Origin of the sequence: Sphingomonas sp., from assembly GCF_017304635.1 — a bacterium.
GTDB lineage: Bacteria > Pseudomonadota > Alphaproteobacteria > Sphingomonadales > Sphingomonadaceae > Sphingomonas.
This window is the reverse complement of sequence record NZ_JAFKMA010000001.1, coordinates 61,544-75,062: the sequence shown is the minus strand read 5'-3', so window position 1 is coordinate 75,062 and position 13,519 is coordinate 61,544. Positions and strand designations below refer to the sequence as shown.

The 13,519-nt window shown below is 67.3% G+C and carries 9 protein-coding genes; 3 read left to right on the top strand and 6 right to left on the bottom strand.

The window, feature by feature from the left end; genetic code table 11:
* Window positions 1-54: 54 nt before the first annotated feature.
* The 3 genes from J0I47_RS00340 to J0I47_RS00330 form a co-directional block, all read right to left on the bottom strand.
* The gene (locus J0I47_RS00340; protein WP_294044453.1) at window positions 55-807 is read right to left on the bottom strand and encodes an isocitrate lyase/phosphoenolpyruvate mutase family protein; all 753 of its coding nucleotides are present in this window, start codon (window positions 805-807) and stop codon (window positions 55-57) included.
* Between the two features lie 122 nt (window positions 808-929).
* A complete protein-coding gene (locus tag J0I47_RS00335; RefSeq protein WP_294044452.1) occupies window positions 930-1,736 on the bottom strand; it encodes a LytTR family DNA-binding domain-containing protein in 807 nt (268 codons plus the stop codon).
* On the bottom strand, window positions 1,733-2,884 hold the full coding sequence (locus tag J0I47_RS00330; RefSeq protein WP_294044451.1) for a histidine kinase: 1,152 nt from the start codon (window positions 2,882-2,884) through the stop codon (window positions 1,733-1,735). The genes J0I47_RS00335 and J0I47_RS00330 overlap by 4 nt, the downstream gene beginning before the upstream one ends.
* 90 nt (window positions 2,885-2,974) lie before the next feature.
* Here J0I47_RS00330 and J0I47_RS00325 point away from each other — a divergent pair, with 90 nt between their 5' ends.
* Both J0I47_RS00325 and J0I47_RS00320 read left to right on the top strand, forming a co-directional pair.
* Window positions 2,975-3,391, top strand: coding sequence for a hypothetical protein (locus J0I47_RS00325; RefSeq protein WP_294044450.1), 417 nt, complete (start codon window positions 2,975-2,977; stop codon window positions 3,389-3,391).
* A 56-nt stretch (window positions 3,392-3,447) separates the two neighbouring features.
* Window positions 3,448-5,724, top strand: coding sequence for a TonB-dependent receptor (locus J0I47_RS00320; RefSeq protein WP_294044449.1), 2,277 nt, complete (start codon window positions 3,448-3,450; stop codon window positions 5,722-5,724).
* Window positions 5,725-5,787: 63 nt separating this feature from the next.
* On the opposite strand, the gene J0I47_RS00315 is transcribed toward J0I47_RS00320, so the two are convergent.
* Complete coding sequence (locus tag J0I47_RS00315; RefSeq protein WP_294044448.1) at window positions 5,788-9,045, bottom strand: carboxypeptidase regulatory-like domain-containing protein; 3,258 nt, start codon at window positions 9,043-9,045, stop codon at window positions 5,788-5,790.
* A gap of 187 nt (window positions 9,046-9,232) precedes the next feature.
* Entirely contained in the window at window positions 9,233-11,311 is a 2,079-nt protein-coding gene (gene ligA, locus J0I47_RS00310; RefSeq protein WP_294044447.1) for an NAD-dependent DNA ligase LigA, read from the bottom strand.
* Window positions 11,312-11,409: 98 nt separating this feature from the next.
* Here ligA and J0I47_RS00305 point away from each other — a divergent pair, with 98 nt between their 5' ends.
* The gene (locus J0I47_RS00305) at window positions 11,410-11,736 is read left to right on the top strand and encodes a hypothetical protein (protein ID WP_294044446.1); all 327 of its coding nucleotides are present in this window, start codon (window positions 11,410-11,412) and stop codon (window positions 11,734-11,736) included.
* Here the strand turns inward: J0I47_RS00305 and recN are convergent.
* Window positions 11,733-13,397 (bottom strand): DNA repair protein RecN, encoded by a 1,665-nt coding sequence (gene recN, locus J0I47_RS00300; RefSeq protein ID WP_294044445.1) that lies wholly within the window; start codon window positions 13,395-13,397, stop codon window positions 11,733-11,735. The two genes, J0I47_RS00305 and recN, sit on opposite strands and share 4 nt — an antisense overlap.
* Window positions 13,398-13,519 lie beyond the last annotated feature (122 nt).

Here is a 13,519-nt window from a genome sequence, read left to right as displayed (position 1 = left end):
GGGGCGGCGGAATGTTCAGGCCGTACCCTCGTCAAGTTTGTCAAGTTTGGCGGGTTAGCGCCAGTCGATCGCCCCTCGCGCCTGATCCTCGAGCCAGTGCATCGTCGCGGCCCATGGGCCGTGACCGTAGCTGACGCGCGCGACGCCGGCGTCCGCCAGCGGGCGGGTCGGGGCGCCCGGTGCGGGGATGACGTTGAGCTTGGCGTCGGTGCGCCGCACGATCGCCGCGATCGTCGCGATATCGCGCAGGCCGGGCACGAAGATGCCGCTGCCGCCCGCCGCGAGATAGGCCTGCGCGCGATCGACCACGGTGTCGAGCAGGCTCGCATCGTGGCGCTCCGGCGGCGTCCGCAGGTACAGGTCGCAGCGCGCATTGATGTAGAAGGCTTCTCCCGCCCCGCACCGCGCCGCCGCGATCCGCGCGACCTGGACATCGAGCGGATGTACGCCCTCCCCGCCGATCACCGAATCCTCGAAGTTGCACCCGACCGCGCCCGTCGCGGCGAGCTTGCCGAGATTGGCGGCGACACCCGCCGGATCGACGGCATAGCCGCCCTCGAAATCGATCGACACGGGCAGGTCGACGACACTCATGATCCGCCGCGCATTGTCGAGCACATGGGGCAGCGGCGCCTTCTCGCCGTCGCAGAAGCCGAGCGACTCCGCGACGCCGTAGCTGCCGGTCGCGATCGCCTTCGCCCCCGCCCGCGCGATCGCGACGGCGCTGCCGGGATCCCAGCAATTATAGATGATGAGCGGGTCGCCGGGGACGTGCAGCGTGGCGAAGGTTTCGTAAGGCGTCGGCATTGCTCTCCCCTCCCGCTTGCGGGAGGGGTCGGGGGTGGGCACCCGCCCCCTCTCAAGCGTTGTCGATCATGGTGAGCGTATGCCCACCCCTTACCCCTCCCGCAAGCGGGAGGGGAACAAGGTCAATGCACGAACCGCGCGACCACGTCCCGATAGCTGCGGCTGACCTTCACCTGCCCGCCCGAATCGAGCACCAGGAAGCATTCGCCGTTGGTGTGCGGCTTCACCTCGCGGACCAGGTCGAGGTTGACGATGGTCGAGCGATGCACGCGCTGGAACCGGCGCGGGTCGAGCCGCTTTTCGAGGTCCTTCATCGTCTGGCGCAGGATCAGCGTGTTGTCGCCGGTCTTGATGCACATGTAATCGCCCGCCGCCTCGACCACTTCGATCGAATCGACGTCGACGCGGAAGATCTTGCCGCGATCCTTGATGTTGATGAGCTTTTCGAAGCGGTTCGACGAATGGCCGTCGCCGCCGCCGGCATCGGCGATCTCGCCCGCCGCCTCGGGCGACACCTCGGCCAGCGCTTCCTTGTACTTCTCGACTTCCTCGGCGCCGCGCTTCTCGGTCAGCCGCTGGCGGACGCGCTCGAGCGTGTCGGCCAGCCGCGATTCCTCGACCGGCTTGACCAGGTAATCGACCGCCTGCGCCTCGAACGCGCGCAGGGCATGTTCCGAATAGGCCGTCACGAACACGAACAGCGGCGGCTCGACCTCCATCAGGCCCTGCACCACCGAGAAGCCGTCGAAGCCTGGCATCTGGATATCGAGAAAGACGAGGTCGGGCTTGTTCGTCTTGATGCTGCGGATCGCCTCCCGCCCATTCGAGCAGCGGTCGATGATCTCGACGTCGGGATGCGCCTTCAGGCGAAGTTCAAGTCCCTGGATCGCCAGGGTTTCATCATCCACCAGGATGGTTCGGATAGTCATGCGGCCTCTCTATTCGGATCGTCCAACTGGTACGGGATCTCGATCTCCACAGCATAGCCGCCCCCTGGCAGAGACCGAGCGTCGAACCGGTGGTCAGGCCCGTACGCCTGCACCAACCGGTCCCTTATATTGGCGAGCCCAACGCCGGTTGAAAGACTCGGCCCCAACTTGTTCTCGATCAAGCCAGGACCGGTGTCCGAAACCGCGATCCGCACGCGTTCGCCGACGAGCCGTGCGGAAACCGCGATCTCCGCCCCCTCCTCGCTCGGCGTCACCGCATATTTGATCGCGTTTTCGACCAAAGGTTGCAGCAACAGCGAGGGCAGCCGGGCGCGTTCGGCGCGCGGGTCGATCTCGAACACCGGGCGCAGCCGCTTTTCGAAGCGCATCTTCTCGATCTCGAGATAGAGTTTCAGCGTCTGCACTTCCTGCGCGACGGTGACGAGCGCGGTCGGCTCATAGACGAGGGTGAAGCGCAGGAAATCGGCAAGCCGCGACAGCATCGCATTGGCGCGCTCGGTCTCCTTCAGCAGCACCAAGGTCGAGATCGAGTTGAGCGTGTTGAACAGGAAATGCGGGTTGAGCTGGTAGCGCAGCATCGCCAGCTGGGCCGACGACGCCTGCGTCTCCAATCGCTCGAGCTGGTGCGACTGCTCCTCGACGATCAGGTAGAAATTGATCCCGAAGTAGAGCGCGGTCCACCCGGCGAGCACCGTCATCGTCAGGAACAGCTGTCCCAGCACGAGTTGCAGCGTCAGGCCGGGATTGTCGAACCGGTTGACCAGGCTGAACGCGAACGCGTTGAGCGTCGCGATGATGAGCGTGGCCGCCCCGAGCGTCAGTAGCGTCAGCAGCACCTCGCTCAACCGCGGCAGGCGGCGGTAATAGCCGTAGAGCGTCGACAGCAACGCTGTCACGCAATAGCCGATGATCGCCTCGATGATGTTGGTGACCAGCGCCGAGGTCGGCAAATTGTTCGAGATCGCCGAGACCGAGCGCAGCACGAGATAGCCCGACCAGCCGATCGCCTGCAGCCGCCAGAACGCGCGGCCCTTATTCTCGAAGAACGGCTGCGACAGGATCGCCGGGGGCCAGGCTCCGCGCGGCGGCGCGGGCGGCGGCAGGTCGGAGGCGGGTAGCGTGGCCATCAGCGGCGCTTCCCTACACCGCGGCACGCGTGGGCGCAAAGCGGGCGAAAGCGATGGCTTATTAACCATCCCCTCGTATAGGAGCGCGCGATGGCTGCCGCCTGGTCCCTGCGCCGATATGTCTGGCTGGTGCTGCTGATCGCGGCGCTGTCGGTGCGCGCGCTGACGCCGCAGGGGTATATGACGATGGCCGCCGCGAACGGCGGCATCGCGCTGATGCCATGCGATGGCGCCATGCCCGCGCCGACGACATCGGGCCAGCCGATGGCCATGCCGATGGCGGGCCACCATGACGGCAATCACCACAAGCAGGATCACGGCAGTCGCGCTGACCACCCCTGCGCCTTCGCCGGGATCGCCGCGCTCGACATGGCGCCGCCGCTCGCGATCGCCATCCCGCTCCGCCGCGATACCGCGCCGGCGCTGGCCGCCACGTTGGCCATGCTCCCGGGGCGCGGGCTCGCCGCGCCGCCGCCTCCCGCGACCGGACCGCCTGCCCTCGCCTGAACCGCCGCCGCTCGAGACTGGGCGGCGCATCGCGTTTCTGCAAGGGGTTTTACATCGTGACTATTTCCACCGGGGCGCTGTGGCGCGCCTCGCTCGTCGTTCTGGCGAGCACTTCCGCCATGCCCGCCTGGGCCGAATCCGACGACGACCAGCGAGCCGACATCGTCATCACGCACCAGCGCCAGCGCGACACCGCCAAGGGGCCCGCGACCACCGCCTCGACCGATGCCGAGACGATCGCGCGCCAGGTCAACGCGATGAACGTCGAGGATACGGTCAAGTATCTGCCCAGCCTGATCGTGCGCAAACGCCACATCGGCGACACCCAAGCGCCGCTGGCGACACGCACGTCGGGGCTCGGCGCCAGCGCGCGTAACCTGATCTACGCCGACGGCGCGCTGCTCTCCGCGCTGATCGGCAACAACAATACCAGCGCATCGCCCCGCTGGAGCCTGGTCAGCCCGCAGGAAATCGAGCGGATCGACGTGCTCTACGGCCCGTTCGCGGCGGCCTATCCGGGCAATTCGATCGGCGCGGTGGTCAACATCACTACGCGCCTGCCCGATCACCTGGAGGGCAGCGTCACCGCCGGCACCAGCGTCCAGACGTACGACCAATATGCCGGGCACGCGACCTATCCCGCCTACCAGTTCGGCGCGACGATCGGCGACCGGTTCGGACCGCTCGCGATCTTCGCGAGCTACGACAACGTCCACAGCCGCAGCCAGCCGCTGACCTATGTCACTGCATTGGTCCCCGCCGCGACCGGTAGCATCGGCACGCCGGTGACCGGCGCGGTGCCCGACCTCAACCGCACCGGCGCGGCGATCCGCGTGTTCGGCGAAAGCGGGATCGAGGATCAGCGGCAGCAGCGCGCGAAGCTTCGCCTCGGCCTCGACCTCACGCCCAGCATGCGGTTGAGCTATACCGGCGCGCTGTTCTTCAACCGCACCGATGCGAGTGCGACGTCCTACCTGACCGGCGCGAGCGGTCCAGTCTATGCCGGGTCGGTCAATATCGAGGGGCGCCCATACACGATCGCAGCCAGCGCCTTTTCGGGTGGCGTTTACACGACCGACCAGCGGCATTGGTCGCACGCGCTTTCTCTGGCCGGCGATAGCCGCGCCGTCGACTGGCAGGTGATCGCAACCAGCTATCGCTTCGATCGCGATACGCAACGCAGCCCGACCACCGCGCTGCCCACGGCGCTTGGCGGCGGCGCCGGCACGATCACGCGGCTCGACGGCACCGGCTGGACGACGCTCGACGCCAAGGCCGCATGGCGCGCCGGCGGCGGGCACGTGCTGAGCGGCGGGCTGCACGGTGACCGCTTCGTATTGGCGAGCAATCGTTATGCGACGAGCGGCTGGCGGAGCGGGAGCGAGGGCGCGCTGACGCTCCAATCGCTCGGTCGCACCGGCACCGCCGCGCTCTGGGCGCAGGACGCCTGGACGATCGCCCCGCCGCTGACGCTGACGATCGGCGCGCGGCAGGAATGGTGGCGCGCCTATGGCGGGGTCAATTTCTCCGCCTCACCAGCGATCGCGGCGCAGCAGCCCGAGCGGTCCGCCGCCCGCCTCTCGCCCAAGGCGACGCTGGCTTGGAGTGCCGCTCCTGGGCTGACGTTGCGTCTGTCCTACGGTGAGGCGTGGCGCTTTCCGACGGTCGGGGAACTCTACCAGGTCGTGACGACGCCGGTCGCGGCCGTGCCGAACCCCACTCTTCGCCCCGAACATGCCCGGTCGGAGGAACTCGCGATCGAGCATGCCGGCGCCAAGGGGACGCTGCGTCTGTCGCTGTTCAACGAGATCGTCGGCGATGCGTTGGTGTCGCAAAGCGGTCCACTCAACGGCACCGCTACGATCGCGACCTTCGTCCAGAACGTCGATCGGACGCGTGCACGCGGTGTCGAGGCCGCGATCGACCGCCGCGACGTGATCCCGCGCGTCGATCTGGCCGGCAGCGTCACCTATGCCGACGCGACCACCCGCGCCGACCCCGCCTTGCCCGCCGCCATCGGCAAGGCGATCCCCGGCGTACCGCGCTGGAAGGCGACGGCCGTGGCGACCTGGCGCCCGATCGACCGCGTGTCGCTGACCGCCGCGGCGCGCTACGCCAGACGCATCTACGGCACGCTCGATAACAGCGACACGATCGGCAACACCTATCAGGGCTTCTATCGCTACCTGGTCGCCGACCTGCGCGCGCAGTTCGCGGTGACCAGGGCGTACACGCTAGGCCTGGGTGTCGATAACCTCACCAACGACCGCTACTTCCTGTTCCATCCGTTCACGCAACGCACGTTCCACGCCGACGCGACGCTGCGATTCTAGCTAACAAAAAAGGCCGCCATCCCGGAAGATGGCGGCCTTTTTCTTGGCCCGGTGACGGCGCGATCAGAACGAAACGCGTGCGCCGACCCGGATCGAGTAGAGCGACGAGCCGTTTACGGTAATCAGCTGATCGGCCAGGAACGTGTCACTGCTCGGCGACGAATAGACGTATTTGCCGCACGGATTGCTGCCGACCGTCTGACAAGCGACTCGCGTCACGACATCCGTGAACGGGAAAAAGTTACGCAGCTGCTCACCCCAATTGTGGTTGATGAGGTTGGGCAGATTCTCGATGTCGGCGAACAGCGAAATCCGCGACTTGCCGATAAAGGTCGGGATTTCCTGCTCGACGTGAAGGTCAAGCTTCGTAAACCACTTCGAGTTGAACGCGTTGCGCGGCGCGATCATACCGCGATACTTACTTAGACCAGTGGAGTTGATGATCTGATCGATCCGCGTGGCAGTCGCGCTATTCCCGGATGAATCGATATCCGAGTACGTGACCTTGGGATCGTTGATACCGGTCGGCACATAGAACAGGAAGCGGCTTGTGTTGCCAGCCGTCCCGAACACGGCACTGCGACCATTGACCGTCGCGGCGTCCTGCATCGTGTAGCTGTACGGTGAACCAATGCGGGTTTCGCCGAACAGCTGGATGCGAGTCTTGTAGTCGCCGAAGAATGCATGATCGAAGTCGATGCTGTACTTGAACGAGTACCGAACCTCGTCGTTCGAGTGACCGAAAGCCCCGCCATTGGCGTCGAAATAGGCCGTGTTGCCATAGTTCGACGATGCAATCGACGACGTAACCGCCGCCTGATCCTTCACGTCCTGATAAGTGAAGCTGCCGAACAGGCCGAGACCGAAGTCCCACTTCTTCCGCAGGCTGACGACGCCGATATAGCCATGACCGCGCGTGGTATTACCCAGGATCGTGTCGGCGTTACCCGACGGACCGCCTTGGCTGGTCGGTGTGATGTCGTAGTAACGCTGACGGCCGTCCGGGGTCAGCGAATTGCTGCCGTCCGAATTGGTCAGCGGGCGCGCACGACCATCGCGATACAGCAGCCCCTGGCGAACCTTCGATGCCAGCACGCTGGCGCCAAGCTGCCAGCGATCGCCGAGCGGCCCGAGATCGAAGTCGTACGTGGCCGACAGCGAACCGCGATACTGCGACGCGATTTTGAAGTTCGGGTCGAGTGCCGCGACCGGCGAGTTCTGCAGACCATTCAGCGCCGCGGTAGCGCCGGCCGGCACCGACGTCAGGCTGACGTTGTTGAGGAATGCCGCATTGGTCGTGGTCGAATACAGCACCGGCTGAACACCGCTCGAGGAGAAGCTGTTGCCGATGTAGACGTCCGGCGTACCACCGCCGAAGATGCCGACGCCGCCGTGGATGTTGAGGCGCGACGTCGCCTTCCAGTCGAACCCGACGCGCGGCTGGAACAGGCCACGCCCGCTCACGAAGGCGTTGTTGTTGAAGCCCTCGCGCGCCACGAACGCCGCGTTGACCAGCGGCCGGTCGTGACCGCCGAACAGGTCGTAGCGGACGCCAGCCGTCACCGTCAGCGACGAGTTGACGCGCCAGTCGTCCTGCAGGCCGAACGTGTGGGTGGCATAGCTGAAGCGCGCAGCGGCATCGTTGGGGTTACCCGTCGTAGCGTTGGCGTAACCAAACGCTTGCGCGGTGCCCGCCTGGAACGCGGCGATCGAGTCGAAATAGTACGCACCATACGCGCCCGACGAAATACCGGCCGGCTGCGCCGTCTGCCCGATGAACAGGTTGTAGTTCGACACGTGCTGGTAATCGTACAGAGCCCGGACGTTATGGTCGCCGAACGAGAAGCGCATCAGTTCCTGCACGTCGAACGTCTTGGTTTGCAGCACGTTCGTCTGCGCCGAGCCGAGCGGCCCGATGCCCAGCGACGTCACGTTCGACGAACACTGCGTGGCGGTGCCGACGGTGATCGCCGCTGAAGTGCCCGCGTCGCTGCAGACCAGCGCTAACGCGGTCTTCGCCAGGATCGGGTTCTGACCGCTCTTGTAATCCTTGTACATGACGCGGGTTTCGGTCGAAAGTACCGGTGACCAGGTCGAGTTCAGCGTCGCGACGCCCGCCCAGAGGCGGTTCGGCTTGACGTAGTCGTTAGACAGCGTCGACTGTGACGTGGCGCTGTTGAAGCCCAGGACGTTGATCGCGTCCTTGGTGTAGATGCCGGTCAGCGACAGGCGCTGGCCCGTCGCGATGTTGGCGTCGATACGACCGACGATACGGTCGTCCTTGTCGCCCTGGCTGGTCAGCTTGCCACCGGCATCGACGCCATACTTGGTCTTGGCGATGCTGGTGATCTGGTCGTATTGCGCCTGAGTCAGCGAGTTGGCGGCGACGTTGAACGGATTGGTCGCACGGACACGCTCCGCCGCGATCATGAAGAACAGCTTGTCCTTGATGATCGGGCCCGACAGTTCGACGCCGTAATCCTTGCTGCTGAACTTGGGCTGCGGCGCATAGCCGGTGGTGTTGGTGACATAGGGCTTCAGATGCTCGCCGGTCAGACCGTCGGTGTTAATGCTGTAGAAGCCCGTACCCTGAAACGAATTGGTGCCCGAACGCAGCACGGCGTTGATGACGCCACCCTGGAAGAAGCCCTCGCGAATGTCGTACGGCGCGACCTTGGTCTGGAACTCGCCGATCGAATCGAGCGGTACCGGGCCACGGCGCGACGGGAGCGCGTCAGGATTGAGACCGAAGCTGTCGGTGATCGGCACGCCGTCCACCGTGAAGCGATTGAAGCGGGGGTTGGTACCCGCGAAGGTCACTTGGCGGCCGGTCGACTGCGACGTGTCGAGCGTCGCGAACGGATCGCGGCGCATTAGGTCGCGAATGTCGCGGTTGACCGAGGCGACCTTCGAAATGTCCTGCGCAGTCAGCACGGTGGCCGGGCCGCTGCCGATCACGCCGGCGCCGCGGACCCGTGAAGCCGTAACGACGATGTCGTTCGTGGTACCGCCCTGCGCCGCCTGAGCGGTCAGATCGACCGGCAACTCGTACGGCTGACCGACGACGGTGTAGATGTCGGTGACGGTGGTGCTGCCCGAGGCGCTGGTCACTTCGACCGAGTAGGGACCGCCGGCACGCAGACCGGCTGCGGTGAACGCGCCGGCGCCGTCGCTCTTGGTCTGCAGCTTGGTGCCCGAGGCGACGTCGGTGACGACGACCTGAGCGTCAGCGACGGGTGTGCCGTTGGCGGTCACCGTGCCGCGAATGGTGGCAGTGGTTTCCTGCGCGTAGGCCGCGGCAGGCATGACGAGCGCGGCCATGGCCGCACCGATAAACAGATGATGTCGCATGGTTTCCCCTTAAAGGCGCTGACCGCCCAAGCCCGGTGTTCTCACCGCTGCTCGGCCCCATGAACGCAGAATATGTCGGTTCGATGACAGTGCAAGGTCAGGCTGTGGACAGCCGGGAAATCGTTATGCTGCGTTGCAGAAAAGCATCACCGCAAAGTCAGTTAGCCGCCGCGACGATCGCTCCCCATCCCGCCTCGTCGATCACCTCGATCCCCAGCTCTGCGGCCTTTTTCAGCTTCGATCCGGCGCCCGGTCCGGCCACAACAAGCCCGGTCTTTGCCGACACCGATCCGGCGACTCGCGCGCCCAGCGCTTCGGCCTGTGCCTTGGCTTCGTCGCGGCTCAGCGTCTCCAGGCTGCCGGTGAACACGATCGTCATCCCGCTTACTCGCGACTCGCGAGTCGCGACGACGAACGGCGGCGGCGCCACTTCGGCGAGCAGGTCGTCCCACACCTGCTGATTGTGCGGTTCGTGGAAGAAATCGCCCAGCGCCTCGACCACGGCCGGACCAACGCCGTCGATCAGCGCGAAGCGTTCGGCCGCGTCCGGATCGCCGGCGCGCACGCCTTCGGCCGCGGCGCGAAGCGCGGGAAGCTCGACGAACATCTTCATCAGGTCACGCGCCGTGACCGAACCGATGTGACGGATGCCGAGCCCGAACAGCAGTCGCGCCGCATCGGGCTGGCGCCGCGCCTCAATCGCCGCCAGCAATGCATCGACCGACTTCGCCTGCCAGCCCTCCCGCCCGACCAGCTCGTCGCGATGCGCGGCAAGCCGGAAGATGTCGGCGGGCTCGCGTATCCAGCCGAGATCGAGAAACTCCACCAGCGTCTTCTCACCGAACCCGTCGATGTCGAGCGCGCCACGCGAGACGAAATGCTTCAAGCGCTCGAGCCGCTGTGCCGGACAGATCAGCCCGCCGGTGCAGCGCACGTCGACTTCGCCTTCCTCGGCCACCGCCTCGCTGCCGCATTGCGGGCAATGGTCGGGGAAGGTCCAGGCAGCACGCGATTCGTCGCGGGTCAGATTTTCGATGATCTGCGGGATGACATCGCCGGCGCGTTGCAGGACGACGCGGTCCCCCGGCCGCACGCCGAGCCGCGCGATCTCGTCGGCATTGTGCAGCGTCGCGTTGCGCACGACGACGCCGCCGACCGTTACCGGTTCGAGCTTGGCGACCGGGGTCAGCTTGCCGGTGCGCCCGACCTGGATCTCGATCGCGTTGAGCGTCGTCTGCGCGCGCTCTGCCGGGAATTTGTGGGCGAGACCCCAGCGCGGCGCGCGGCCGACGAAGCCGAGCCGCGCCTGCCAGTCGAGCCGGTCGACCTTGTACACGACGCCGTCGATATCGAACGGAAGGTCGGCGCGCTCCGCCTCGATCGCCTTGTACGCGGCGAGCGCGGCGTCGAGGTCGCCGCCGGCCTGGAACTGGCGCGTTACGGGAAAGCCCCAGTCGCGTATCGCCGTGATCGCCGCGCTCTGCGTATCGCCCGGCACGCTGCTCGCCTCTCCCCATCCCCAGGCGAAGAAGCGCAGCGGGCGCGACGCGGTAACGGTCGCGTCCTTCTGGCGCAGCGATCCGGCGGCGGCGTTGCGCGGATTGGCGAACTGGCGCGCTTTCTCGGGATCGTCCGCCTCGGCGAGCAGGCGCGCGTTGAGCGCCGCGAACGCCTGTTTCTCCATATAGACCTCGCCGCGCGCCTCGAACACGTCGGGCGCCCCGGCGGGCAGGACGGCGGGAATGTCGGCGATGGTGCGGACATTGACGGTGACGTCCTCGCCGACCTGGCCGTCGCCACGCGTCAGCGCCTGGACCAGCCGGCCCTTCTCGTAACGCAACGAGCAGCTCAGCCCGTCGATCTTGGGCTCGGCGGTCAGCAAGGTCGCGGCGCCCTCGGGAAGCGCGAGGAACCGCCGCACCCGGCCGAGGAACTCGCGAACCTCATCGTCGTCGAAAGCGTTGTCGAGACTGAACATCGGCCGGGCATGCGCCACCTTCGCCAGATGCCCGGCGGGCGCCGCGCCGACCTTCGCACTCGGCGAGTCGGTGCGGACAAGGTGCGGGAACGCCGCCTCGATCGCGGCATTACGACGTACCAGCGTGTCGTAATCGGCATCCGAAATCTCCGGCGCGTCGTCGATGTGGTAGAGCCGGTTGTGCCGCGCGATCTCGGCCGCCAGCGTTTCGAGTTCGGCGGCGGCGGCAATGTCGTCGGCGGGCAGCGGAGTCGTCATCGCGCCTGCTTAGCAGAGCCGCCCGGCGAGGGAATGCGTGCCGCATTTTGGCTGCGTTTGGCTGCGACAGCGATCCTGATAGGCGGGGGAGATGGCATATGCTCGTCGCGATGCTGATGGTGGCGCAAGTGGTGCTCGATCCACCGGCGAAGCCGCGGACGATCGGTCCGCTCCTGCCGCCATCGACGACGCTGGTCCGGTCCTGCCCGCCCAAGGACGGCGACAGCGACGACGTCGTCGTGTGCGGCAAGAGCGACAGCGAACGCTATCGCCTGCGCCCGATCGGCCCGCCGCCCAACGGCACGCCGCTGCCGCCGATGACGGCGAAGGTCGGTAACGGCACGATCGACAGCCACGCGGAACAGCATTGCGTCGGCGGCTTCTGCGGCCCCGCCGCGATGGTGCGGTTGAAGCTGCCCTTCTAGGCGACTTCGAGCAGCCGCCCGGCCTGCGCGCGGGCTTCGTCGGTGATCGTCGCGCCCGACAGCATCCGCGCGATCTCCTCGCGGCGTTCGCCCTCGTCGAGCGCGTGGACGCCGGTGCGCGTGACGGTGCCGTCGGACGACTTGGCGATGAAGAAATGCCGGCTCCCACGTGCCGCGACCTGCGGACTATGCGTCACCACCAGCACCTGGGTCCGCTCTGCCAGCCGCGCCAGCCGATCGCCGATCGCCGACGCCACCGCGCCGCCGACGCCGCGGTCGATCTCGTCGAACACCATCGTCGCCGCTCCGCCTTCCTCCGCCAGCGCAACCTTCAGCGCGAGGATGAAGCGCGACAGTTCGCCGCCGCTCGCGATCCTGGCGAGCGCGGCGAACGGCGCGCCCGGATTGGTGGCGATCTCGAACTCGACCCGGTCCTTGCCGCCGGGCCCCCATTGCTCGGGCGGGAGCGGCGCGACCACCGTGCGGAAGCGCGCGGCGTCGAGCTTGAGCGGGGCGAGCTCGCTCGCGACCGCCGTGTCGAGGCGGCCCGCCGCCGCCTGCCGCTCCGCCGCCAGCGCATCCGCCGCCCGTTCGTACTCGGCCTTGCGCATGGCGACCTGCGATTCGAGCGCGCCGACGCCCTCCTGGCCCGAATTAAGTCGGTCGAGCCGGCCACGCAGGTCGTCGGCCAGCGCGGCGAGGTCGTCGGGCTGGACGCGATGCTTGCGGGCGAGCGCGCGCAGATCGAACAGCCGTTCTTCGTCGCCCTCCAGCGCGGCGGGATCGAACCACAGGGCGTCGCGCGCTTCCTTCAGCCGATCCTCCGCCACCGCGCCCTCGGTCACCGCGCGATCGATCGCGGCCAGCGCGTCGGCCAGCGTCGGATGCGCGTCGGCGACGCGTTCGAGCACGCGGGCCGCCTGGCGCAGCCGCGACAATCCGCCGTCCGACCCTTCCAGGAACTGGTCGATCGCCGCGAGGTCGTCGGCGATCTTCTCCGACCGCTGCATGACGCGGCGGCGATCGGCCAGCGCTTCTTCCTCGCCCGGCTCCGGCGCGAACGCGTCGAGTTCGCCGACCGCATGTTCGAGCCAATCGCGGTCGCGGACGGCGGCGTCGATCTCGGCCCGCGCCACCGCCAGCGCATCCTCCGCCTCGCGCCAGCCGCGATAGGCGCGCGCCGTCGCCGCCGCGCTGCACCGGCCGAACGCATCGAGCAGCGCGCGATGCCCGGCCGGGGCCAGCAGGCCGCGATCGTCGTGCTGGCCATGCACCTCGACCAGATGCTGCGAGAGTTCGCGCAGCAGCCCGGCCGAGGCGGGCTGGTCGTTGACGAACCCGCGGCTGCCGCCATCGGCCTTGACGATGCGGCGCACGATCAGCGGCTCGCCGGGCTCGACGTCGAGGCCGTTCTGCGCCAGCAGCGAGGCGATCGGGCCGCCTTCGAGCGCGACGTCGAAGCTCGCCGTGACCACCGCCTGCGCGGCGCCCGCACGCACCAGCCCGCTATCGGCACGCGCGCCCAGCGCCAGCCCCAGCGCGTCGAGCAGGATCGACTTGCCCGCCCCGGTCTCCCCGGTCAGCACGCCCAGGCCGTCGCGAAACTCGAGGTCGAGCGCCTCGATCAACACGACGTCCCGGATGGCCAGCGCGGTCAGCATCACCCTTCATTAGGGAGCGCACCCCGCCCCGGCAACGGGCGTCCACGGCGGCAAAGTTGACAAACTTGACGGGGGTAGACCGGTCAGGTGCCGGGCGAACTTCACGCAATCGGCGAGGTGCG